Origin of the sequence: Dyadobacter sp. CECT 9275 (genome assembly GCF_907164905.1) — a bacterium.
Lineage (GTDB): Bacteria > Bacteroidota > Bacteroidia > Cytophagales > Spirosomataceae > Dyadobacter > Dyadobacter helix.
In genome coordinates, this window is record NZ_CAJRAF010000002.1 from 131053 (window position 1) to 155135 (window position 24083).

General features: G+C 44.1%; 21 protein-coding genes and 1 tRNA gene. 10 read left to right on the forward strand and 12 right to left on the reverse strand.

What is annotated here, in order from left to right:
- Positions 1-4: 4 nt before the first annotated feature.
- From KOE27_RS08710 to KOE27_RS08735, 6 genes are all read right to left on the reverse strand, one after another.
- The gene (locus KOE27_RS08710) at positions 5-1306 is read right to left on the reverse strand and encodes a bifunctional folylpolyglutamate synthase/dihydrofolate synthase (RefSeq protein WP_215238507.1); all 1302 of its coding nucleotides are present in this window, start codon (positions 1304-1306) and stop codon (positions 5-7) included.
- Between the two features lie 3 nt (positions 1307-1309).
- Complete coding sequence (locus tag KOE27_RS08715; RefSeq protein WP_215238508.1) at positions 1310-2236, reverse strand: hypothetical protein; 927 nt, start codon at positions 2234-2236, stop codon at positions 1310-1312.
- A gap of 105 nt (positions 2237-2341) precedes the next feature.
- The gene (locus KOE27_RS08720) at positions 2342-3403 is read right to left on the reverse strand and encodes an HU domain-containing protein (RefSeq protein ID WP_215238509.1); all 1062 of its coding nucleotides are present in this window, start codon (positions 3401-3403) and stop codon (positions 2342-2344) included.
- Positions 3404-3432: 29 nt separating this feature from the next.
- Positions 3433-5145, reverse strand: coding sequence for a TonB-dependent receptor (locus KOE27_RS08725; protein WP_229252711.1), 1713 nt, complete (start codon positions 5143-5145; stop codon positions 3433-3435).
- Between the two features lie 6 nt (positions 5146-5151).
- The gene (locus KOE27_RS08730; RefSeq protein WP_215238510.1) at positions 5152-8160 is read right to left on the reverse strand and encodes a tetratricopeptide repeat protein; all 3009 of its coding nucleotides are present in this window, start codon (positions 8158-8160) and stop codon (positions 5152-5154) included.
- Positions 8161-8324: 164 nt separating this feature from the next.
- Positions 8325-8576, reverse strand: coding sequence for a hypothetical protein (locus KOE27_RS08735; RefSeq protein ID WP_215238511.1), 252 nt, complete (start codon positions 8574-8576; stop codon positions 8325-8327).
- A gap of 28 nt (positions 8577-8604) precedes the next feature.
- Between KOE27_RS08735 and KOE27_RS08740 the strand changes: the two genes are divergently transcribed.
- Entirely contained in the window at positions 8605-9645 is a 1041-nt protein-coding gene (locus KOE27_RS08740) for a tetratricopeptide repeat protein (RefSeq protein WP_229252712.1), read from the forward strand.
- A gap of 2 nt (positions 9646-9647) precedes the next feature.
- Here the strand turns inward: KOE27_RS08740 and menD are convergent, their stop codons facing one another.
- The 6 genes from menD to KOE27_RS08770 form a co-directional block, all read right to left on the reverse strand.
- Positions 9648-11369, reverse strand: a complete 1722-nt coding sequence (gene menD, locus KOE27_RS08745) for a 2-succinyl-5-enolpyruvyl-6-hydroxy-3-cyclohexene-1-carboxylic-acid synthase (RefSeq protein WP_215238513.1) — start codon at positions 11367-11369, stop codon at positions 9648-9650.
- Positions 11370-11445: 76 nt separating this feature from the next.
- Positions 11446-12309, reverse strand: a complete 864-nt coding sequence (locus tag KOE27_RS08750; protein ID WP_015810559.1) for a sigma-70 family RNA polymerase sigma factor — start codon at positions 12307-12309, stop codon at positions 11446-11448.
- A gap of 69 nt (positions 12310-12378) precedes the next feature.
- Entirely contained in the window at positions 12379-14514 is a 2136-nt protein-coding gene (gene pnp, locus KOE27_RS08755) for a polyribonucleotide nucleotidyltransferase (RefSeq protein ID WP_215238514.1), read from the reverse strand.
- A gap of 115 nt (positions 14515-14629) precedes the next feature.
- Complete coding sequence (rpsO, locus tag KOE27_RS08760; protein ID WP_215238515.1) at positions 14630-14905, reverse strand: 30S ribosomal protein S15; 276 nt, start codon at positions 14903-14905, stop codon at positions 14630-14632.
- A gap of 103 nt (positions 14906-15008) precedes the next feature.
- Positions 15009-16502 carry an LptF/LptG family permease gene (locus tag KOE27_RS08765; protein ID WP_215238516.1) on the reverse strand — a complete coding sequence of 498 codons (1494 nt, stop codon included), beginning with the start codon at positions 16500-16502 and terminating at the stop codon, positions 15009-15011.
- On the reverse strand, positions 16503-16895 hold the full coding sequence (locus KOE27_RS08770; protein ID WP_215238517.1) for an START-like domain-containing protein: 393 nt from the start codon (positions 16893-16895) through the stop codon (positions 16503-16505).
- Between the two features lie 196 nt (positions 16896-17091).
- Here KOE27_RS08770 and KOE27_RS08775 point away from each other — a divergent pair.
- The 9 genes from KOE27_RS08775 (at position 17092) to KOE27_RS08815 (ending at position 23989) form a co-directional block, all read left to right on the forward strand.
- Positions 17092-17165: transfer RNA gene (locus tag KOE27_RS08775), tRNA-Met, on the forward strand.
- Between the two features lie 168 nt (positions 17166-17333).
- Positions 17334-18440, forward strand: a complete 1107-nt coding sequence (locus KOE27_RS08780; RefSeq protein ID WP_215238518.1) for a helix-turn-helix domain-containing protein — start codon at positions 17334-17336, stop codon at positions 18438-18440.
- Between the two features lie 99 nt (positions 18441-18539).
- Positions 18540-19817, forward strand: a complete 1278-nt coding sequence (locus KOE27_RS08785) for an amidohydrolase family protein (protein WP_215238519.1) — start codon at positions 18540-18542, stop codon at positions 19815-19817.
- A gap of 61 nt (positions 19818-19878) precedes the next feature.
- On the forward strand, positions 19879-20691 hold the full coding sequence (locus KOE27_RS08790; protein WP_215238520.1) for a helix-turn-helix transcriptional regulator: 813 nt from the start codon (positions 19879-19881) through the stop codon (positions 20689-20691).
- A 34-nt stretch (positions 20692-20725) separates the two neighbouring features.
- Positions 20726-21100, forward strand: coding sequence for an AraC family ligand binding domain-containing protein (locus KOE27_RS08795; protein WP_215238521.1), 375 nt, complete (start codon positions 20726-20728; stop codon positions 21098-21100).
- A gap of 6 nt (positions 21101-21106) precedes the next feature.
- Complete coding sequence (locus tag KOE27_RS08800) at positions 21107-21583, forward strand: helix-turn-helix domain-containing protein (RefSeq protein WP_215238522.1); 477 nt, start codon at positions 21107-21109, stop codon at positions 21581-21583.
- Between the two features lie 75 nt (positions 21584-21658).
- Positions 21659-22786: an FAD-dependent monooxygenase gene (locus KOE27_RS08805; RefSeq protein ID WP_229252713.1), complete on the forward strand. Its 1128-nt coding sequence runs from the start codon at positions 21659-21661 to the stop codon at positions 22784-22786.
- Positions 22787-22963: 177 nt separating this feature from the next.
- The gene (locus tag KOE27_RS08810) at positions 22964-23473 is read left to right on the forward strand and encodes a VOC family protein (protein WP_215238523.1); all 510 of its coding nucleotides are present in this window, start codon (positions 22964-22966) and stop codon (positions 23471-23473) included.
- 87 nt (positions 23474-23560) lie between these two features.
- Positions 23561-23989 (forward strand): VOC family protein, encoded by a 429-nt coding sequence (locus KOE27_RS08815; protein WP_215238524.1) that lies wholly within the window; start codon positions 23561-23563, stop codon positions 23987-23989.
- Positions 23990-24083: the final 94 nt, after the last annotated feature.

Here is a 24083-nt window from a genome sequence, read left to right on the forward strand (position 1 = left end):
CAATCTATAAATCTGTTAACTCTGCTACCACAAATGTGCTCCCTCCAACATAAATGCAGTCAGTGCTGATACTATCCGCTTTTGCCGCTGCCAGCGCCTGATTTACATCCTTATAAACCCTGCCCTGCAAACCGGATCGTAAGGCGGCCTGCTGCAAATTTTCTGATGGTAATGCGCGTAAATTACCCGGTTCGCAAAAGTAATAAACACCTGTCGAAGGAAAAAGGTCCAGAATTCCGGAAATATCCTTATCTGCTACAAACCCCAGAACATACCGGTGGGCGGTTGCTTCAATACTTTCAAACTGGGGGATGGTAGCGCCCAGACCAGCATAATTGTGCGCCGTATCGCAATAAACCAAAGGAGACTCTCCTATTCGCTGCCAGCGGCCTTTTAAACCCGTTAAACGGCTTACATTTGGCAGCGCGCTGCTGATGTGTTCATCCCCGATTTCAAATCCGGCAGTTCTGATGACATCCACGGCAGTTAATACCCCACAGATATTCTTGGCCTGGTAATTTCCGGTAAGGTCTAAACGTAAATGATCAAACCTGACTTCCTTCTTATCAATGCACTTTGCGGTAAGCGCCATAAAACCTTCTGAATGTTCTGTTTCCATCACCCTGTAAACCTGGGATCCGTAGTACAAAGGTGCCTCGTGCTGCCGTGCCGCAGCCTCAAAAACACTGGCCACTTCTTCATTCTGGTATTCACTGATCACCACAGGTACATTATCCTTTATTATCCCCGCCTTTTCAGCGGCAATTTTGGGCAAGGTATCTCCCAGAAACTGAACATGATCAAAACTTACATTGGTGATAACGGACACTACCGGCTTGATAATATTGGTAGAATCCAGCCTGCCTCCCATTCCCACTTCGATGATAGCTACGTCAACTTGCTGGTCTGAAAAATAGGAAAAAGCCATGGCGACCGTCAGCTCAAAGAAAGATGGTGACAGGTTATCGATGTAAGATTTATTTACAGTAACAAAAGTGGCTACATAAGACTCGTTGATCGGAATTCCGTTGACACGGATACGCTCTGTGAAAGACTTAAGATGAGGAGATGTGTATAATCCTACCTTGTAACCGGCTGTCTGAAGAATGGCTGCGAGCATGTGCGACGTACTGCCCTTCCCGTTAGTCCCCCCCACATGGATGGTTGGATAATTGTTTTGGGGATTGCCCAGTATGCCGCAAATCTCCCGTGTAGTTTCAAGGCCCGGCTTATAGGCACGGGCCCCTATATTTTGAAATACCGGCAATCGGCTAAACAGGTAATCGATTGCTTCCTGATAATCCATGAATTAACGTGATCGAATTTTGAAAGTGATGGTACCGGTAGACTCATCGGGTACATTAGAAGATTTAGGGATGAATGTAAGGTCCCTAACCGCACTTTTATACTTATTCACTACGGCGTAATCGGTAACCGTTGTATTTTGAGTAATAATACTTTTTATGCGGCCATTACGGTCAACGGTTATCTTGAAAGTGATATCGCCGGTAACATCCGACCTGTCGTCTACCACCGGTTGGCGGGACATCCCCCAACCTGACAAGCTCAAACCAACGGCTGTGCCGCCACCGCCACCTTCGCCCTTGTAGGTTTTGGCGAACAGGCTTCCACTTTTCGAGCCTTTATCACCAACTCCTTCAGCATCATCTCCATTGTTGTTACCACCAATTCCTGCTTTGGTGCCGTTTGTACCGTTACTGCCACTTTTACTGCCTGATGATTTGGTAAACAAGGCGTCTTTGTTAACAGTCTTTTCAGGTGCAGGCTTTGCCACTGGCGTTGAAGAATTGGCACTCCCATTCGCTTTTTTTACATCTGTCTTTTCAGGTGCTTCAACCGGGCTCTCTGCCTTGGATGTTATGACTGGCTTCTCTGCAACCACTTTGGTTGGCTTTTCCGACTCAATTTTAGGCGGTGTGGGAGGAGTTGGCTTGGGGGTTGATACAGACTTCACCTTTTTCACTTCGTCTGCGTCAGCCTTCATATTTTCGGCTATCTTGGAATTATTGGGTTTGTTGTATGTCTGAACATCTCCTTTTCCCACTTTGCTGGTTCCATAATTGACCTCTACAAACAATTCCAGCGGCTCTACCTTAGGCAATGAGCTATTTAACCGAATGAAGAAAAAAAGCGTCAGCACGGCGGCAGTGATTCCAACGGACAAAGCCCAGGAAAGTGCGATCCTCTGACGGTCTTCTGCTTGCAATACAACCATATTGAAAGTAATGAAAGGTTATTTTGTGAGTGGAACGTAAAACTATTCTATTTTAGTATAAAAGCAAAAAAGGGCCTTACCAGCCCTTTCATACCCTTTTTCAAACTATCTTTTGTGGTAAACCCATCCCTTTTCGCCGATCACCTCTTTCAGCTGGGCCGCGGCTGCGTGGGCATCGGCCTCCGTTTCAAAACCCTGAACTGCTACCTTAACCTTCTTGCTGAATTCATCGCCGGGAATCAGGATCGCCTGGTTGTATCCTTTTTTCTTCATCTCTTCGAGCAAGATACCTGCCTGTCTGTCCCCCTTGAAAGCACCAGCGATAAGGTAGTATTTAGCATCAACAGCAGTTTCCTCACTAAGCGCTGATACAGGAGCCTCAGCCACGATCTCTTTAACCTGCTCTGTTGCGACAGAATCAGTAACTACCGAATCCCATGCTGCTGTGGTGGTTTCTTCGATGAGTGGCTCTGCAATCTTCTCTTCTGCAACAGGTACTTCTTCAACACTATTTTTAACCTTCACCTCCTTTTTACTGAAAAAATAGGTGAACGGATTCAGGTTGCTTTTGTTCAATCCCTGATTTGAGGTAACCAGAAAAAAGCTAAAATAACATAGTACACCAGCCACCATTGCCGCAGCGGCCCATGTCAGCCAGCTTTGTTTTTTTACTTCATCAACCTCCTCGGCGACATACTCTATTTCCAGTGCTTTCTGATAAACCGTTTGTTTACCATCAACAGGCCTTTCGGCCATTTTAGCTTCTATCTCATGAAATCCGAACCAGTCGTCCTTAAAGTACTTTACCGAAGTAGGTTCAAAAACAAGCTTTCCTTCTTCATTGAATACAAATGACCCAATCCCAATAATATCCGCAGTCCCATGATTATGGAGGCCTGCTTTCAGACCTTCGGTATATAGCCTGATGTAGGTTAGCGCATCACTGTGGCTTATCTTTTCGTGGCGCGAAATATAATTGGCCAGCAAGCCATCATCCAGCTTAATAAACTCATTGAAAGCCAACCGCTTAGATGGTGGAGAAAATCTGCCGGTGGTCTTATCATAATAGGCAGCCACCTGCCTTGACAGCAGTGCTCCAAATCCTGGAATGACCACAAATTCGAATTCATTAACCAACCTTTGGATTACACTTTCAACAGGTATCATGCAAGATTTTTTGAGTTGCTGCTACGAAGTTAAAAAGAAAAAGACAATCCGCCAATAAAGTTTAAACCTTGCTGAGGGTAATACTGATACCGCTGATACTGCTTACCCAGCACATTATTGATGGCGACAAAGGCCGAAAAGTTCTTGGTTAACAGATAGTCTATCTTGAAATTCAGATCTGCGATAACAGGCAATTTTGTAGTGATTCCGCTCTGAAAATTTTTCGCTTTTATTCTTTTCAACAGGTAAAAATCGGAGGTAATAAATAACTTTTTACTGATCGTTAGCGCGTTAAACCAGTTTAACGTAAGGTCCGGCCGATGCCAGGCTTCTTCCAGCGATGCAAGCGAATAATCAAAGTAATTTACCTTCAACGAAGTTTTGAACAAATCGTTCAGGTTATATCCGCCCTGTACCGAAATGGTAAGTACTTTTGTTTTTCCAGGATCATAAATCACCGAGAAACGGGAGGTATCAGCCAGTGAATTATTAAAGTTGTAAAAATTCCGGTACTGGGCAAGCGAAATCTTACCTTCAAAATTAATACCCTGCTCGGTTTCTCCTTTAACACCGGCGTTAATGTCATAGGTTTTCTCAGTATTGACTATCAGAACGTTACGACCCAGCCATTGATTTTCGTTTAACATGCTCTTTAACGTGTTGCGCACGATATCACCGTTATAACCTGCAAAAACATGAATTCCGCTGATTGGGGTTACGTCAACATTAATGACCGGAAACGCCCTGGTTTTATTGATGTTTAGTTTACTATCCGTATCACTCACGGCGTTCAGCCCCGCCGAAAGAGAGAACAGATCGGTAACATATTTGAAGGTAGGCCGCACCCTGAACAGGTTCCTGTTATAGGTAAAATGATCAACGCGCTGCGAAACAAAAGCATCCACGTCAAGCAGTGCATAAAAAGAATCATTGATCGGTACGGAAGCGTTTAATTTGGTCCCCCAGTCCAGTTCCGAAGCACTGTAATTATCACGCAACGTATGCAGACTGGTTTTTACGGCGTAATCCACGAGTACGGAGGCATCCGTATTTTCAAAGCCCAGGTCTACGCCAAAACGGTTAATCTTTTGCCGGAGGCTGTCGCGGTCTACTGTTACTCCCTCTGGCTGGGGCTTGTATCCATAAAAATAGTAGCCCTTGTGATCAAAGTCCAGGGCAGCATCCACTTTGTACTTACTCCTGATGTACTTGCCATCTACTTTAAAACCTGTGGACGAATTAGCAGAATTTTTACCATCCACGGGGCCGTTAGCAGCCGATAGATGCTTGAGCTGCGCCGAGAAGGCGAGATCATCGGATGTTCTTGCTCCTACAAAAGCCTCCCCCAAAAACCTTCCATAATTACCGGCTCCCAGTTTGATGTAATTATTAAGCGTGGCAGGTGCCTGCTGCCTCTCTTTCTCGTCGGAGGATACTCCAACGGTCGGGGTAAGCTTTGGAGACGCAATATTAATGTTAGGATCAATGAGCTCATAGGAAACCTTCTTTGCTGACTGGTCGCCTTTTGCCGGCTGTACCTTGTCGAGCAGCCGGTTAGCCGGTGCAAATTCAATGCTCTTCTCTTTTACAATCTCATAGGTCTGGCTTTCGATTTCCCCTTTCTGGGCTACGGCAAAACCGGCGGAAAAGCCCAGAAACAATAAAACAATACCAGTACGCACAACGCCTGAATTCATATTTTTAATATTAAATTTCTTATTATTCTGATCAGCTGGTGTCATGATTGTCTATTTAATCTGGCTTAATTTGGTTTTTGCCAACTCAACGGCTTCCTTATCATCCGAGTTATCAATAATGGAGCTGAGCGTGGCTTTTGCCTGACTCACCTCATTCATTCCCAAATACACATCCGCCAGCAAAATGAACGAACGTACACGCCAGAAATCAAACCCTTCGAAATTTTTTCCCATATCAATAATGGCGGTTTCCGCTTCTTTATATTTTTTGTTTTTGTAAAGAATCATAGCCGACCAGTAACTTGCCTCGGCTCCGTATTCATCCTTGGATGTTGCCGCAATTTTCTTAAACTCTTCGCTTGCCTTGACTAGGTCTCCGCGGTCATACGGTACCTTTCCAAGATATAGCTGTGCCTTTCCGACACTGCCTGGAACGATATTGCCTGCATTGATCACCTCACGGGCATAATACATGGTAGAGTCATAACCTTTAAGTGTATAATAATTGTCCATCAGTCCCGTCCATGCCTGTACCTGCTCTTTCTTATTTTCAGCATTCCGAAGTAGTATCCGGTAATTGGAAACAGCATTATTATAGTTACCACGCCCTATTTCCAGTTCCGCGGAGCGCTGTGCCGCTGCAGAAACAAAAGTAGACCGGTTTTCCTGAACAACTTTGGCGAAATACTGAAGCGCCTCATTCACTTTTCCCGTTTTGTCGTAGGACGAGCCAATAAAATATTTGGCATCATATTGATGTTTGCTGGAAGGATATCCGTTTAAAAATTCCAGAAGCGACTTGATAGCCACATCATATTTTTCGGCATAATAAAGATTGCGAACATTATCAAATTCCACTTCTTCGAGTTTCTCATTACCCGGACTATTTTTCCTGACCACACCGAGCACCTGTGTAAATTCTTCCGGACGTCCGACAGCTGTATAACTCTCCTGTATACCTTCAAGCGCGCTGCTGGCGGAGGGAGAATCAGGGAATTCGGTCAGGATTTTACGAAAATCCACAATTGCCTGCTCATATACCTGCAGGTTGTAATACGACTGCGCTCTTCTGAGGAGGGCCGCCGGAATGAGGTAACTCTTTGGTTTCTCATTGATCATCCGGGTAAATCCTTTCACCGCAGCCGAATAGCTCTGGTTTTGGAAGTCGATATCTGCAAGCTGGAAATAGGCATCGTCCAGGTATCTGGAACCGGGAAACTGGCGGATCAATAGTTCAAACTGACGCCTTGCCTCCGCTTCACGATTCATATACACATAAGCCCTTGCCTTTTGATACATGGCATAATCCTTATCCGTTTTACCCTTGGCTGCTACCTGTTCATAAGTGCGGATAGCTTCATCGTAATTTTTAGCAGCCAGATAACAGTCCCCAAGGCGCGTATAGGCATCCTCGATCACCTGACTGTCTATCCCCTCCGTATTACTCACAAATTGCTTGAAATAGGGCAGCGCCTGGCTGTACTTTTTTTGATTATAATAAACATATCCGATCGCGTACAGACTTTTTCGGCCATAAATGCCGGCCTTTGGATTTTTGGATATCTGGTTAAACTGAGCAACCGCTTCGTCCATTTTTTTCAGACCGTAATTTGACTCAGCCTTATAGTACATTGCGGAAAGCTGAAGTTCTGGGTCAACCGGGAAACGAAGTGACTTTTCAAGGTATCCGATGGCAGATTCAAAACGCTCCTGATTAAAGTCCGATACGCCCTGATTGTATGTCAGCCGCTGGTAGGTACCATTAATTTTAGCACTGCGCTTTGACAAGCCTTCTATGTACCGGATCGCAGCAATATTATTATTGGCCCCGGCATGGCCTTCCGCTACGAGTTCTGTGGCTTCCTCGGTATGTTTGCTTTGAGGATATTGAGCCATGTATTCATTCAGTTCTTTTACCGCCTCGCTATTATTGCCTAATTCCAGCTGTACCTTGGCATGGTTATATGCCGCCTCTTCTTTAATTACTTCATGAAAACTGAGCTTAGCAGCATTATCAAAATATGTTAAAGCATTGCTTAAATTACGAGTCTTTAAATAACTGATTCCCAGTATATATGAAGAGTACTGCGAAACAGAATCTTTGCCAGAACCTATCGGTTTTAGAGCAGTAATGGCACCTTCATAATTATCATTTCTGAACAGAGCATGCCCGTAATGAAGGGATACTGTAGGGGGAACAGCACCAGGTTTCATTTTCTTATAACGTTCATAAGCAACCACCGCTTTGGAATAATCACCTTTTTCGTAGTAAACCTCTGCCACATACAAAGCCACATCATCCAGTTTAGTATTTCCCTTTTGCTGTGCTAAAAGCTTTTCCCCATACTGAACCAGCCTGTCATATTCTTTCAACTGGTACAGAGAGGATATGATCCAGTTAGGTGCTTCATCCTTGTAATACGGATGACTTTCCACCCGAAGGAAATCCTGATAGGCCTCTTCGAAATTGTTCTTCTGGTAATTAATTACTCCGGCGTAAAACGAAGCATCCCCAGCATTTTTAAATTCCGATACGGTTTTAACCTGATTAAAGAGCGGAAGCGCCGCATCCGGTTGCTTGGTATTGTAATAAGCCATGGCCAGCTGATAGGTACTTTCCACCTTTTTGCCAGTATTTCCCGGAGAATCGACCGATTTCTGGAGATACGTGATAGCCTTTTCATAATCCCCGGCATTATAATAGTAGCTTCCCAGGTCGGAATAGATCTGCTGGGCCTTCGGATGCTCCGCATGATTCTTGACGAAACGATCTACCTGAATTTCCGCTTCGGGGTAATTCAGATAAAGGCCGGTGACGGCAAAGTAATATTCCGCGGTAATTTTATTATAGTCACTGGTACTGAATAACTTATCCTGCGTATTGAGAAACTCTCCAAACTCCTGCCGGGCGGCTACGTAGTTGGATTTCTCGTAATACTCCAGACCGTTTCTAAAATGGGATTCAGGTTCCGTGATACTCAACGTGCTTTGGGCTAATAGCTGCGTAGATCCCGCGCAAAGTATAACACCCAGGGAACGGGCACTGCGTTTAAGAAGCATATAAGACTTTTTCGCTTGATTTTGGGGAATTTGGTTTGGTTTAATCATATATCAATATAAGACATTCTGGGGTGCACTTTACCACCGGATTCTGTTTGCTATTTAACGAAATGCAAATTAAAAGCGTATACGCACATATTTTAAAGCTTATCCATCCCGTCGGTTTAAAAAATTATTTCATTCCGGCGGAGCGTCAGCATAAAGTCGTTGTCCATGGCGTCGAACCTGGCCGTAATACAATTCATGAAATTTTCATCAAAAACTGATTCCAATTCCGCCACTGAAGCCACCTCATATTCCTCGATTTTGTAAGTTTGTTCGTATAAGCCAGATTCAATTTTAATGATGTATTTATTATTCCACTGATAAATACCAATCTTGTAACGCTGATCCGGAATATCTTTAATGTATCGCATACTAAAATTTACTAACACTATTAAACTGATGTTCAGACATAAACTAAAATTTATACCTGTATTACTAATTATCATATCCTGTCTGATCACCTCTTGCAGCAGCCAGGATAAAAAAGATGCTTCGGATTTTTTCCTGAAAGGCAATACTGCGTTTACACAAAACAATTATGCCGAGGCCGTCAGACTCTATGACGAAGCAATTGCCAAAAATGCAGAATTTTCAGATGCTTATCTCAATAAAGGGATTTCTTTAATGAAATTAAACCGCCCTGAGGATGCCTACGAGGTTTTATCGGAAGCGATCCGGATTGACCCCACCTTCGTACAGGCTATTCTGGCAAGAGCGGAAGTTGCCTTGGTGCTGGGTGATTTAACCGCTGCCGAGGCAGGTCTGAAGGAGATTCAAAAAAAGTATCAGGACTCTACGAGATATTATCTGATCCATGGAGATCTGATGGTGGAACGCGGGCAAAATTCGATAGCACTCGCCGATTATGACAAGGCCCTGCAGCTTTCTCCGACTAATACTGAAGCTTGGGTAAACCGTGGCGCCCTTTATTACAACCAGCACCAGTTTGGTCTGGCAAGAAACGATTTTTCCGAAGCCGTAAAACTAGACCCCTACCGTGCTGAAGCTATCAACAATCTGGGCCTGATTGCTACAAAAGAACGGAACTGGACGCAGGCATTGGCCTACTTTGACAGAGTACTTGGCCGGAACCCTTCGAACGCGCTGGCCTTGAACAATAAGGCCTTTGTGCTCCTTGAAAACCGTAAGGCGGCAGAAGCCCGTGAGCTGATCGAACGGTCACTGGAACTTTTGCCAGAAAACGGTTATGCACTGCGAAACCTTGGTTTATATTACATGCAGACGGGTAGTACCGAGAAAGCCATCCAATGCTATGAAAAGGCTATTGAGCTGGCACAACCGGTTGAAAACCTATATGGCTATACCGGACAGGCATATCTGAAAAACAGCCAGAAGCAGCAAGCCTGCGCCGTCTGGTCCAAAGGAAAACTCTTGTCAGACTCTCTCGCTATCATAAACTACCAGTCGGAATGCCTCTGAAATTATAATTTTTCTGACACAAAAGCTTTTAATCCCTTCCATACCCTTTTGTTTTCTGCCGGGTCGGAGAAAACTTCCAGCAAGGCGGTCGATGAAGTATTATTAAAAATATTGAGTACCTGGCTCATCTCCGAAAACTCTTTGATACTGAAATATGCAATACCAGCATCCTCGGCAGTGCGTTTGGCATTCATCCCATGTTTGGTCTCGAAAAATGTTTCCAGTTCCGGTACGCCGGAAGGTCCTTCGATCATACGGAAAATATTCCCTCCATCATTGTTTAATACAATTATTTTCAAATTGTCAGGCAGTGGTTTAACCAGTAAACCGTTGCGGTCATAAAGGAAGGAAACATCCCCGATGAGCAGATACACCGGTATCTCACTAACCAGCGCTGCTCCAATGGCAGTGCTCAAACAACCGTCTATTCCACTGGTACCCCGGTTGCATCTCACGGTGACATTTTCAAGATTCTCCCCCAGGGCATTGACGTACCGTATCGGCATACTATTGCCTATTTGTAACTGATAGCTTCCATTTATAAGCTTAATAAATGAATCTATCATCGAAAAATCATTTAACGTCGATAATTTTGCAGTATACGTCTCTTGCCCCTGCCCAGCCAGATACTCATGATGCAGCCAGGAAGTGAGGTATGCACTGTCATTGTCTGGTTCGGAATTTTCTACAAATAACTGGTAATCAATCTTTTCAAATAAATTATCAAAAAAATAGGCGGCAGAAACAGGTATAATTCTGGTCAATGACTGAAGTGGGTCTGCTAGAAGTGTTTCCTCACCGATATGCCAATGCATAACTGCCGGATTTCTCCTGAGAAATTGTTTCAATTCCTTTGAAATAAAAGATAATCCAGTGGTAATAAGTAAATCGGGGCGCAAATTTTCCGTCTTTTCGTGAGATAGAAACAGATCATGATGACGAATAATATTTACGTTGCCGGGCAGATTGGAAATACAATCTGCCACAACAGGAATATCCAGCTCCTCGGAAATTTTATATAATGATCGCCAGCTTTCCGGCTCATTCCGGCTTTGCCCAACGGCGATTAAAATACGCCGCGCACTATCCCATTCATCCAGTAGTTCGTGCCACGTCTCCGAAGACAATACGCTACTATGCCGGGCTTTGGTAATCTTACGTACCTTTTCTGATGGTTTCAGGATTTCTCCAGGTGTGGGATAAAACGGTTCCCGTATCGGAACATTCACGTGAACCGGCCCGGAGGGCTCCGTTGAAGCGATATGAATAGCTTCATTGATGAGTCTGTTGATTGCCCATACTGAGTCTTTGTGCTGATAATCCGCCGGGAGATCCGAAAACTTCTTTACATGTCTGCCAAAAATACCGGACTGATATATAGTCTGCCCGTCGTACTGGTGTATCCATTCGGGTGGCCGGTCAGCAGTCAGAACGATCAGCGGAACCTGCTGAAAATAGGCCTCAGCAATTGCCGGGGCAAGATTATATACAGCGCTTCCGGATGTGCAGATCAGTACAACCGGAATACGCGTTTCCTGTGCGATTCCCAGGCCTATGAAGCCTCCCGAGCGCTCATCAATGGCTACATGCATCTTAAAGCCTCCATGCCTTGCAAAAGCCAGCGTTAAAGCGGCACTGCGAGAGCCGGGAGATATTACCACATGCCGGATTCCGTGCAAAAAACAGAGTTCAGCGATATCCAGGATAGGTTGTAAAACAGCCATATATTATATCATTGTATAAAAAAAGCCTCTTACGAGGCTTTTAGTAATATTTCATTATCAGAGCAAACAACTTATTTTACCCTAAATATGTTTTCAAAGCTTTGCTTCTTGAAACATGACGTAATCTCCTGATGGCTTTTTCTTTAATCTGACGAACACGTTCTCTTGTCAGGTTAAACTTCTCGCCTATCTCTTCCAAAGTCATGGCATGCTCGCCGTTCAGTCCAAAATAAAGGGCTATTACATCTGCCTCTCTTTGTGTAAGGGTACAAAGCGCCCTCTGAACTTCTTTTCGCAACGATTCATTCACAAGGCCTGAATCAGGCTTATCTTCCAGATCATTTTCAAGAACATCCAGCAAACTATTTTCTTCTCCCTGTACAAACGGTGCATCCATTGATACATGCCGGCCAGAAATTTTCATTGTGTCAACAACTTCCGAAGACGATATTTCCAGTACCTCGGCCAACTCCTCGGGAGAAGGCTCACGCTCAAAACGTTGTTCCAGCTCCGAAAATGTTTTGGATATTTTATTCAGAGATCCAACCCGGTTCAAAGGAAGACGCACAATACGCGACTGCTCCGCCAGCGCCTGAAGAATAGACTGGCGAATCCACCAAACCGCATAAGATATAAATTTAAAACCCCGTGTTTCGTCAAAGCGCTGAGCAGCTTTAATCAGACCAAGGTTTCCTTCATTGATCAAATCTCCAAGAGAAAGACCTTGATTTTGGTACTGTTTTGCAACTGAAACAACAAAACGCAAGTTAGCCTTCGTCAGTCTTTCCAGCGCCAGCTGATCTCCGTCTCTGATTTTCTGAGCTAACGTCACTTCCTCATCCGGCGTTAACAAATCTACCTTACCGATTTCCTGTAAATATTTGTCTAACGACTGACTCTCACGGTTGGTAATTTGTTTACTGATCTTTAGCTGTCTCATCCTAAATTCTTATATTAATATGTTAATGTAACGACATTATAAAATGCCCTCCGTTTGAAAAACACCATTTTACGCGTTTTTGTTCTCAGGTTTAGGTAGTAATACCTTTCTGGACAAACGGTATTTTCCTGTCTTCTTGTCTATTTCTACTAATTTAACCTGAACTTCTTCTCCAACCTCCAGAACTCCGTCCATTTTCTCCAATCTTTCCCACTTGATTTCGGATATATGCAACAGACCGTCTTTGCCTGGAAGAAACTCCACAAACGCACCAAAAGGCATAATAGACTTCACCTTTCCTGAATAAATCTCGCCGATTTCGGGAACCAGGATGATTCCTTTTATTCTGCTAACCGCTTTCTCCATCGAAGTCTTATCTGCAGAAAATATACTTACAAATCCTGCACCATCTTTTTCTTCGATTGAAACGGTAGCGCCTGATTCCTTCTGAATATCCTGCACAACCTTACCTCCGGGCCCGATTACAGCACCAATCATTTCGCGGTCAATCTTGATTACGACGGCACGAGGGGTATGAGGTTTCAGATCCGGGCGACTTTCTTTAATCGTTTTATTCATTTCACCCAAAATATGAAGCCTGCCTGCTTTTGCCTGAAGCAATGCTTCGGTCAGTACCTCAAAGGAAAGGCCGTTTACTTTCATATCCATCTGGCAAGCCGTAATACCTTTTTCGGTACCGGTTACTTTAAAATCCATATCACCGAGGTGATCTTCGTCTCCCAGGATATCGGAAAGTACCGCATATTTTCCGGTCGCTTCGTCAGAAATAAGCCCCATAGCAATGCCGGATACCGGAGCCTTAATTTTAAGACCAGAATCCATCAGTGCAAGAGAACCCGCACATACTGTTGCCATGGACGAAGAACCGTTAGATTCCAGGATATCAGAAACAATCCGGATGGTATAAGGGTTGTCCTCTGCTACCGGCAACACCTTTTTCAACGCACGTAGAGCCAGGTTTCCGTGGCCTACTTCCCTTCTGCCAGGCCCGCGGTTGGGTTTCACTTCACCTGTTGAAAATCCGGGGAAATTATAATGAAGCATAAATTTGCTATACCCGTATTTAAGCGTGGTATCTACAATTTGCTCATCATTTTTTGTTCCCAGCGTAACTGTGGTCAATGACTGAGTTTCACCTCTGGTGAAAAGAGCAGAGCCGTGTGCATGAGGCAGATAGTCCACTTCGGAAGCAATCGGCCTCACCTGGTCAAGCTGACGGCCGTCGAGACGAATCCTTTCATCCAGCACCAGGCGGCGTGATGCCTCCCAAACAAGATCATTGAAATATCTTTTGGCAAGTACTTTGTTAACTTCTTCTTCCTCTGGAATGGATGCTACAAATTCTTCCCAAACCGCCTTGAATCCGTCTTTACGAACTTGCTTGTTGGTAGAGCCCAACTGTGTTACCTTGTATATTTTGTCGTACGCAAAAGCTCTCAGACGGGCTTCCAGCTCATCATCAGACTCGTCGCCCACGTATTCTCTTTTCTCTGTTTTACCAACAGCCGCTTCAAATTCTTTCAGAGCAAGACATTGGATTTTGATAGCTTCATGCGCTACTTTAAGTGCTTCGATAATCTCATCTTCTGAAACTTCATCCATTTCGCCTTCCACCATCGCGATGTCGTCATAGGTAGCACCTACCATCAGGTCCAGTGTTGCGCGAGACAATTCCTCACTTCCAGGATTAATTACATAAGCTCCATCGATTTTAGCGACTCTTACTTCCGACACCGGACCGTTAAACGGTATATCAGATGCAGCAAGTGCAGCAGAAGCGGCAAGTGCGGCAAGTGCATCAGGCAAAGCAGCCTGATCTGCGGAAATCAGAAATATATTAACCTGCGTTTCAGCATGATAATCGTCAGGAAAAAGAGGGCGTAATACGCGGTCAACCAGGCGGCTGATCAGTACCTCGTGGTCGGAAAGCTTACCCTCACGGCGCTGAAAACTTCCTGGTATACGTCCGGCAGAGGCAAATTTTTCCTGATAATCAACGGAAAGAGGTAAAAAATCAAGTCCTTCCTTAATTTCTTTATTGGATACAACCGTAGCAAGCAGCATGGTGTTACCCATTCTTACTACCACTGATCCATCAGCTTGTTTCGCTAGTTTTCCTGTTTCAATTGTGATTTCCCTGCCATCCGGTAAGGTTATAGTCTTGGTAACTATATTAAAGAGCATAGAATATTTGATATTTGTGTAGCTAAGAAACGCCGTCCTGACGTTCCTGAATTTCCGAATAATTTCCGCAAAAAATCAGGGAACTCATCTGAATGAAAGTTCCCTGATTTTATAATTACTTACGTATGTTCAATTCGGCAATAATCGCACGGTAACGATTAATGTCGTTTTTGTAAAGATAATCCAACAATCTTCTGCGCTTTCCTACCATTTTAAGAAGCCCTAGTCTGGTATCGTTGTCTTTCTTGTGCGTTTTAAGGTGCTCGTTCAAATAATTGATACGATACGTAAATAACGCAATTTGTGATTCGGCAGATCCTGTATCTGCACCTTCTTTTTTAAAACCTTTGGTTTCGAAGATTTCTCTCTTCTTTTCCGTAGTTAAATACATGATTGTAACAACAGATTAAATTATATGAATGTTTTACAGCCCCTTGCTGTAAATAAGGTTGCAAAAGTACTATTATTATTTTTATAATAAAAATATAATTTTATTATGATTGAATAAGCCGGGATTTACCAAATCTACTCGTCCATTTATCTTTTAATCTTTTGATTTGCATCTCATATACATCCTTTTCAAACAATCTGGAATCGCTCCTGGCCTTGGCAATAAAATATAATCCTGCTATGAGCAGGGTACTGTTGGCCATCCAGGCTCCTACCGGAACGCTCAACAGGCCGTCTTTCACCAACTTATCTCCCTGATTGGTAAGCACATATAATAAAATAAAGAAGATGATCGATACCAAAACAGGCACTCCGAAGCCTCCTTTTTTGATGATCGCGCCCAATGGCGCGCCTATCAGAAACATGATCAGGCAGGAAAGTGCCTGGGTAAATTTGTGATGCATTTCCAGCTCATATTTGCTGGCATCTTTGAGCCTTGCTCCCAGATACATGTCATTTGAGTCGGCAAAATTCAGCATACTGTTACTAGCACTTTTCGCATTGGCAAGTACTTCCTTTTTAAGGCTGTCTGTCAGCGGAACGGCCAGCAGGGAGTCAACCCACTTACCTGGTTTTAGCGTTTTATCGGTGCCCTGTTTATACTGATAGGAATAATACTGCTGGCTGTTTGGTAACAGACTTTTGGTCCCTTCGTCAAATGATTTCTTCAGCGAGTCTGCAGTATGGCTCAGGTCTGCTATATTTTTCATAAACTCGTGGTACTTGAACTGCTGTTCATCTGTTCGTTTCATACCAAAAGACGCCAGGCTTTCAACGAGCTTGTAATGTTTGAATCCATTGCGCTGAAAACTTGAATTGCGCTGAACTCCTGCCGAAGGAGAGGATATGTAAACCGGCCTGGAACCTGCGCTGTTCACCATGTCGTCGTACATGGTACCATGATAAAGCTCGATCACCAGGTAGCTGTTGTTGTTTATCGAGTACATCCTGCCCGAATCCGCCAGGATAATCTGCGTATTACCTACCTCATAAGAGCGGTTATCGTGTTTGTAGATCACCATCCCAATCATTCTCCCGTTTTCCAGTTTTTTATCCACCTTGATACTGTAACCGGGCAGATCATTATAGAAAATTCCCTCCTTGATTTTCAGGGTTGCTTTGGCTGTTTTGATATCGTATAATAAACTGTACCCTTTCAGGTTGGCCCAGGGAGATACTCTGTCGTTAAAAAAGAAAGAGAAAATACTCACAAAAACAGCTACAATGAACAACGGAAGCATGGCCCGGGTAACGGAGATCCCGGCACTTTTAATAGCTGTAAGCTCGAAAAACTCGCCGAGGTTCCCGAAGGCCATGAGAGATGAAAGCAACATTGCCAGGGGCAAGGCGGTAGGGACGGTTATCAGGCTAAAATAGAAGAATAACTGAGCGTAATCCGTGATCCCCAGATCCTTAGACACAAAATCGTCGATATAAAATATCATGATCCTCATTAAAAAAATGAAAACCACAACCGACATCGTAATCACAAAAGGCCCCCAGAAGGTCTTTAAAATAAGCTTATCCAGCTTTTTCATTTAACTGCCGACAATTTCCCGTAGATTATCAATAAAACCATTCCATAACGAGTTAAGCTCATCCTCATCCTTGTTGGCCGAGTAATCTATCACGCGTAAAAAGGTAGTCTGTGTTAAATCGCTTACCTCAAGTTTTAGTTCCACATGGTTATTGTCCAGATCGTCTTCACTCGTATTTTCAAAATCAAAACGTACAGACTTATTAATTCTTATACTTGTCTGCCTGGCAATGTGGCTGTCGCCGTCCCAATAAAAATCATAGCGATGATCTGGCAAAACCGTTACCTTTTCGGCAAACCACTGTTCAAGCCCCGAAGGAGTGGAAATATAGGGAAATAGTACTTTCGGGGAGGAACGCAGCTCAAATTCGGTAACAAATTTATATTTTTCCATATCAGCAAAATGTAAAAGGGAGCCCTTTCAATAATTGGTTTACCTAGTTGATTTTAAAAGTTGTAATATAGCATAATTCAATTATAAAAATCATTATTAACGTCATTCCTTTTTTCGGGCCAAGATATTTTGCAATTAAAATACCTGTTCAGGTTGCGTAATAAATTATTTTAACATACTTTTGCACCACAATTACGGCGGGGTAGCTCAGATGGTTAGAGCGTAGGATTCATAACCCTAAGGTCGGCAGTTCGATCCTGCTCCCCGCTACCTAACCCGGTTTACGATACGTAGAGCGGGTTTTTCTTTTACGGGCAACTTAGACATTGCTGTATGATCCCGTAAATGGCCCGAAACTTCAATTTCCCTTCGACCCAAATGTTATTTTCTAGTAGTGGAGAACTTTTGGGCAAATAGTTTCTTTAGACTGCCTTTCAGATGGATAACATACTTTTTGATTTCTGGGATGCTTTGCTCCTCTGCGGCATCATTCAGGGTTTAGTATTGGCTGCATTACTGATCATCAGAAAAAGCTGGCCTCCTTATGCTTCCTATTTTCTCGTTGCTACGCTACTGATTTTCGCCTTTCACAATATTCTGATTATCAGCCGCGACAGTAACTTGTCGGATGTATATCCAGTTATAGAGAACCTCCCGATTAATTTGATACTGGGATTAGGGCCCTGCATATATTTTTATGTTTTTTTTTCTCTTCACTCAAAGTATCCGAGACCACTCCTAATGGCTCACTTTATACCGGTGACTATTCAATTCTGCTACTATCTGGCTTTAACCATCAAAGCCGACTTTCATCCGGATTATCCGTACTGGAAGTTTATCAGTCAGTCGGAGCAGATAAGCACGCTGATTTCTGTATGCGTTTACACCTACATGTCTATTCAGATGCTTCAGGTGCACCGCCAGAGTAATCTGCCATTGGTGCCCAAGGCAAAGCCCGGTATGCTGAGCTGGCTTAAAAAACTTCTGGGAGCATATATACTTCTATGGATGGTATGGCTGGTCTATACGTTCCTGGACATCTTTTATTTTAATTACAGACTATCTCTGAGGGATTACTTTCCTCTTTACTTGTTAGTTTCCGTTTTGACATATGCCATAGGGATTATGGCTTATTTGCGCCCCAGCGTTTCTTTAGCTGAAACCGGTAATAAGTCATTCACCACAAAGGACGAAAACGATACCCAAAAACATCTCAAACTTCTGAAGGATATCATGGTAGAAGAAAAACTATACCTCCATCCCGACCTGAAATTAAAGCATGTTGCGGATAAAACCGGGATTCCGGTTAATCTCATTTCTTATGTCATCAACAACAAGCTTGGCCAATCGTTTAACGACTGGATAAATTGTTTCAGGATCGAAGAGGTTAAAAAGCAGATAACGAGTTCCCGTTTGAAAGAAGTAACGCTTTTGGGTATTGCGTTTGAATGCGGTTTTAATTCAAAAGCAACCTTCAACCGAGTATTTAAACATCAGACAGGGCTGACTCCACGCGAATTTCTTCTACAGGCCACGAATAAATAAGGTCTCAAAACGCGTTATAAGACCTTCCGCTTTGAAATAAACAATTCCTTTGAGCAAAGGCTTGCACATGTAGCAACTCAAAATTATAAATAGACTCAAATGAAAAGACTAACTGGTCCCGCACAGGTAATTCGCTTTTTCTTAATGGTGATTATCCATTTTACAGCTACCTATAAATCAAATGGACAGGCTCCGGCGGCTGAACCCAACAGGCTTACGGTAATCAAAGCAAAAGCACTGATTGATGTAAGAAACGGGAAATTAATAGAGCGAGCCGTTATATATGTACTGAACGGGAAAATAGAAAAGGTTGGGACTAATCTTGAAATCCCGGCCGATGCCACAGTGATTAACCTTACTGACAAGTATGTAATGCCCGGGTTAATAGATGCTCATACACATTTATGTCATGAGTATCAGTATGAACTGGAAAAGGTACCTGGCGCCAATATAGTTGTGGAAACCGCGATTGTGGACAATGCTAACCGAGCTTTGATCGGTGTGAGGAATGCCCGTGATATGATTAATTCCGGATATACCACTGTAAGGGACCTCGGCAATTCAGGGGTCAACGCCGATATCGCTATTCGCGATGCAATCAACAAGAACTGGATTCCGGGACCCAGAATATTTGCTTCCACCCGTGCCTTATCACCCATTGGCGGTCAATTCGCCAGGATGCCAGACGATGTGCGACGAGCACTGGTACCGAAGGAATATGTTGAAATCAGTGGAGTTGAAGAAGCCCGGCGAGCCGTAAAGCAAGCCATTTATGACGGTGCCGACTGCATTAAAATTATCGTCAATAATGACAGAATGTCCTTAAATCAAGAAGAACTCAACGCCATCGTCGAAGAGGCAAAAAAAGCCCATCTTAAGGTTGCAGCCCATGCGACCAATGGTGACGGGCCTTCTCTAATGGCCATTAAGGCCGGAGTGCATTCGATCGAACATGGCTATACCTTATCAAGCGATGTACTGATGATGATGGCAGATCAAGGCGTATATCTTGTTCCGACAGACCGAACGGGAGTAGAAAGGTACCAGCAAAGAATTAAACGGGCGTTGGCTGCAAATGTCAAGATTGCCTTTGGATCGGATATGTACTTTTTGGATGCAAAGCGAAATCGAGGTCAGGTGACGGTAAGCACATACCATTCCTATATTGCAGCAGGAATGAACAACGTCCAGATCTTACAATCGGCTACCATGCATCCGGGCGTGCTGATCGCTGGCGACGGCAAAGTCGGGCTCCTCGAAAAAGGATATTTCGCCGACATTATCGCCGTGGAAAAAAATCCCTTGTTGAACATTGAAGCAATCGAAAACGTAGTGTTCGTTATGAAGGAGGGCAAGGTCATTAAAACGGCAGATTAATTCAAAAAATATCCAGTATAATTTTCAATTATTCCTCCTGGCCAATGGCTTATATTGCGATATGAACCACCAAGAATTTGATCCTCCTGAAAACCTGCGGGATACCATAAAATGTTTTTGGTATGACAAAAAAGAATTTGGCGAAGAACAATCGCTTTTCGAAGTGGTTCCTGATGGCTTCGCCGAAATTATTTTTCATTTCGGAAGCGGTTGCAGCGTTGTGCGTGAGGGAATTTTGCAGCCTCTGCCCTCACCCTTTATGATGGGGATACTCAACAAGCCCGCTCAGTTTTATACAAAAAATTCATTGGAACTCGTCGGCGTGAGATGTTACCCCTGGACCGTATTCGATTTGCTTGAACTGCCCGCGGATAAACAGGAGCTGCGGACCTTCACGCACCCCATCAGCAGGCTTCAGGGTACCCTGGCGGAATTGATCAGAGAGGGTAAGGTGGAAGAAACAGTGGCCCGCCTGGAGGCGTATTCGCTGGAATTGCGGTCGCAGATTTCTACCGACAGTATGTTGTTCAAAGCGGGCATGGCTATGCGACAGGCCAGCGGCACGCTGCCGGTCGCCCAAGTTGCTGCTGCAGCCCATACCACGGTGCGTACCCTCGAAAGGAGATTCCGGGAGTCTTCCGGGCACACTGTGAAAGACGTATCCAGCCTCTTACGCTTTGAGCAGGCCCGCAACTACTTATGGCTCCACCCGAATACCAACCTAGCCGGTCTGGCCCATGAGCTTGGCTATTCGGACCAATCTCATCTCAGCAGGGAATTCAAGCGTTATAGCGGTACTACACCGGCTGTATTTGCCAAAAATGCTGACAAACTGGCTATGAACGATTTATTGGCAACATTTGTAAATTCATAAACAGGAAGGATACCGATTTCTGGCCCAACAGATCATGCTAAAAAAAGCCAAGTCCATTCCGGTCAATTACTTTGCCGACGCCTCTAATGCAGGCATTTCCATAGAAAAAATATTGGTTGAGGAGATGGTTACCTTTAAGGAAGCCAAACAGGCTCATCGGCACGACTGTCATTCCTTCTTCCTGCTTGAAAATGGGACCGTTACTATTGAAATTGACTTTAGGCAGTTCCAAATTCAGTCTCCTTCCATCATCTATATGCATCCCGACCAGGTACATCTTATACTGGCGTTTAAAAATGTAAAGGTATGTAGTCTGGCGATCAGCAATGAAAATCTGAACCCAGCGTATCTGCAGCTGCTTGAAAGTATCAGGCCTGTAACATTGCAAGCGTCTTTCAATATGGAATGATACAGCTTGCTTTTTTGGGCTGCGCATAATTTCAGGCAAAGGGAAGCTGCTTCGGAAAGGATCGAAAAATTTTCTGCGGTGAGCGGCAGCGGTATTACGGTGGCATTGGTGGTGTCACAATATTTGGAGCAATCAGCATCCTCGGGCACCCTTGCGCGTTTTGAGTCAATCACCAAAGCGTTCAGGAAAATATTGGAACGTGATTTTATAACAGTAAAAAAACCGGCCGAGTACGCGCAAGCCCTCAACATATCTACCGCATACCTGAACGAATGCGTTAAAAACACAACCGGCCATTCTGTTTCATATCATATCCAGGAACGTATCATTCTGGAAGCTAAACGCCTGCTTTATCATTCCAACCAATCGGTAAAGGAAATTGCCGCAGAACTGGGCTACGATGATTATCCTTATTTTTCCAGGCTGTTCAGTAAGGTTACCGGACATACTGCATTGTCTTTCCGGAAAAAAAACCGCGATTAGTCCAATACCTACTTTCAATCGCCGTTTTCTTCACCTCTGCCGCGATGTTCCTTTGTACAAAAAAAAGGAAACAAAATGGAATCATTAGAAAACACAAATACCGCGCGTCGGGTACTCATTTCAGGCGCAAGTATGGCCGGACTTTCCACAGCACACTGGATGAACCGCCTGGGTTACAAGGTAACTGTCGTTGAAATTGCCAGCGCACCCCGAACTTCCGGCGGTGCGGTTGACATAAAAGGGCCTGCCGCCGACGCTGCTAAACGTATGGAAATTGATGAGCAGTTGAAAGCGCAACGGCTAAGTGTTGAACGGATAGAGTTTAAAAATGCCAGGGATATTACGGAAGGATCGATATCCATGGATACCGGAATTTCAGATGATGAAATCGAAATTGAAAGGGATCAGTTTGTACATATTTTATTAAATAGCCTGAAAAATGAAGTTGACTTTCTTTTCAATAATAACATCACGGCACTGATTGAAACCGAAGATGAAATACAGGTTACTTTTAAGAATGGTCCCCAACAGTCATTTGACCTGGTGATAGGGTGCGACGGAATACATTCGGCCGTCAGAAAAATCTGGTTTGGTCCGGAAACCGAATACACTCATTTTCTGGGAGCTTATTTTTCTATTACGATTGTAAACAAATTACTGATCAAACCCAAAACGATGCAGATGTTTGGCGTGCCGGATAAGGCCGTAATGCTGAACGCCTACAACAACAAGACTGATATCATTTTTTGTTTCAATTCAGAAGAGGAAATTCCGTATGATTACAGGGATGAAGATCAACAAAGACAAATTGTGATAGAACAATTTGCGGGACTAGGCTGGAAAACGGCTGAGCTTCTTGAAGAAGTACAGCATTCGGGCAATTTCTATTTTGATAAATTCTGTCAGATAAAAATGCCATCCTGGACCAGGGGCAGAGTAGCACTGGTGGGTGACGCGGCCTACTGTGCTTCCCCGGCAGCCGGAATGGGTGCATCACTGGGCATGGCCGGAGCTGCTGCGTTGGCCGATGCCCTGCAGAAATATGACGGTGATTTTGAATTAGCTTTCAGGGACTACAACAAAAACCTGCGCCCGTTTATCGAGGAAGTCCAGGCTACCGCAGCATTCAATGTAAAAGAGAATTTTATTCCCAGAACTGAAGAAGCGATCCGCAAAAGAAACCTGGAAACAAAAGCATTTTAACCATCACCCGGGCAACCAATCTGCCAGCTTCTGAAACAGTTTACCTTTTGTCCTTGTCAACTGGTCAGGTAAGAAAAGTAGTCACAGGCGGCCCTTATAGTTGGCGCAAATCCCCCCGTCATAATAGTTCGGTCCGTTTTAACTTTGCTTCATCAATGGTTAAAACACCCAACAAACATGAGCGATATCAACCATATCATCGAAGGACTTGAATTTGCGCAAATTGGCTGGGTGGTGCCGGACATTCGCGCTGCCGTAAAATTTCTTTCACATACCCTGGCTATCCAAGGGTTTCCCGAGCCGGTACAGGTCAGGGCGCAAGATCTGGGGATGTGCTATTACGGTGAGGTAGTAGCGGGCGAATGGCTGACCACCCAGGCCTACAACGGCGGAACTTTCGTAGAACTTGTTCAGCCGCTATCAGGCCAGAGCATGTTTCATGATTATCTTTCCCGATACCCCTCAGGCGGAACGCAACACCTTGCGTTCCGCCTGCCTGTCAGCGACTTCCAGCGGGTTACCTCTACCCTGCTTAAACAGGGTTATACCCTCATCAGCGAAGTGGATCACCCCATCGCCAGAATGGCGTTCTTCGATACTTATCAAATACTGGGCGTTGCTACGGAGATCATGGGCATCACGCCGGAAGGATGGAAAGCTATTGAACAGATGAAACAGCCCGGGTAAACCTTTGTCGTTAATCACTTTTGATGGTAATTTCCTTCACATTATATCACCCAGATGCGGCTCACAAGCGCTTAACAGAAAACTCACATGGAAGAAAACCAAAACAAAGCAGACAATCCGGGCTCCCGCAAGGATGTGGTACCCAAGGTGACAGGAATAGGAGGTATATTCTTTCTTTCAGACAATACGGAACAAACCAGAGACTGGTACGTCAAAAATTTAGGCTTTGATGTCAATGAATGGGGCTCGGTGAGTTTTGAATACAGGGATCTGCACAAACCAGAGGAAATTATCCCGCTGCAATGGCTCCCTTTCAAAAGAGGAGATGCTTATTTCGCTCCGTCCCAAAAGGATTTTATGATTAATTACCGCGTTCAGAATATAGAAGGGCTGGTGAGCAAGCTCAAAGAAAACGGTGTAACCATAGTGGATGACATTGTAGCCTACGACTTTGGCAAGTTTGTTCACATAATGGATGCCGAAGGCAACAAGATTGAACTTTGGGAACCTGTATAATCGGCTGGGCCGCAGGTACCCGATTTTTGTCGCGTTTATACAAGACTCATAAAGCTGTGTACTCCAATTTTGCATCGTACTTCAACCATGCAAA

Coding starts and splice junctions, on each gene's coding strand:
- KOE27_RS08725 (WP_229252711.1), bottom strand. CDS start 5,145: ATGACACCAGCTGATCAGAATAATAAGAAATTTAATATTAAAAATATG.
- rpsO (WP_215238515.1), bottom strand. CDS start 14,905: ATGTATTTAACTACGGAAAAGAAGAGAGAAATCTTCGAAACCAAAGGT.
- menD (WP_215238513.1), bottom strand. CDS start 11,369: ATGGCTGTTTTACAACCTATCCTGGATATCGCTGAACTCTGTTTTTTG.
- KOE27_RS08785 (WP_215238519.1), top strand. CDS start 18,540: ATGAAAAGACTAACTGGTCCCGCACAGGTAATTCGCTTTTTCTTAATG.
- KOE27_RS08735 (WP_215238511.1), bottom strand. CDS start 8,576: ATGCGATACATTAAAGATATTCCGGATCAGCGTTACAAGATTGGTATT.
- KOE27_RS08765 (WP_215238516.1), bottom strand. CDS start 16,502: ATGAAAAAGCTGGATAAGCTTATTTTAAAGACCTTCTGGGGGCCTTTT.
- KOE27_RS08720 (WP_215238509.1), bottom strand. CDS start 3,403: ATGATACCTGTTGAAAGTGTAATCCAAAGGTTGGTTAATGAATTCGAA.
- KOE27_RS08810 (WP_215238523.1), top strand. CDS start 22,964: ATGAGCGATATCAACCATATCATCGAAGGACTTGAATTTGCGCAAATT.
- KOE27_RS08795 (WP_215238521.1), top strand. CDS start 20,726: ATGCTAAAAAAAGCCAAGTCCATTCCGGTCAATTACTTTGCCGACGCC.
- KOE27_RS08750 (WP_015810559.1), bottom strand. CDS start 12,309: ATGAGACAGCTAAAGATCAGTAAACAAATTACCAACCGTGAGAGTCAG.
- KOE27_RS08805 (WP_229252713.1), top strand. CDS start 21,659: ATGGAATCATTAGAAAACACAAATACCGCGCGTCGGGTACTCATTTCA.
- KOE27_RS08790 (WP_215238520.1), top strand. CDS start 19,879: ATGAACCACCAAGAATTTGATCCTCCTGAAAACCTGCGGGATACCATA.
- KOE27_RS08730 (WP_215238510.1), bottom strand. CDS start 8,160: ATGCTTCTTAAACGCAGTGCCCGTTCCCTGGGTGTTATACTTTGCGCG.
- KOE27_RS08710 (WP_215238507.1), bottom strand. CDS start 1,306: ATGGATTATCAGGAAGCAATCGATTACCTGTTTAGCCGATTGCCGGTA.
- KOE27_RS08715 (WP_215238508.1), bottom strand. CDS start 2,236: ATGGTTGTATTGCAAGCAGAAGACCGTCAGAGGATCGCACTTTCCTGG.
- pnp (WP_215238514.1), bottom strand. CDS start 14,514: ATGCTCTTTAATATAGTTACCAAGACTATAACCTTACCGGATGGCAGG.
- KOE27_RS08815 (WP_215238524.1), top strand. CDS start 23,561: ATGGAAGAAAACCAAAACAAAGCAGACAATCCGGGCTCCCGCAAGGAT.
- KOE27_RS08780 (WP_215238518.1), top strand. CDS start 17,334: ATGGATAACATACTTTTTGATTTCTGGGATGCTTTGCTCCTCTGCGGC.
- KOE27_RS08740 (WP_229252712.1), top strand. CDS start 8,605: ATGTTCAGACATAAACTAAAATTTATACCTGTATTACTAATTATCATA.
- KOE27_RS08770 (WP_215238517.1), bottom strand. CDS start 16,895: ATGGAAAAATATAAATTTGTTACCGAATTTGAGCTGCGTTCCTCCCCG.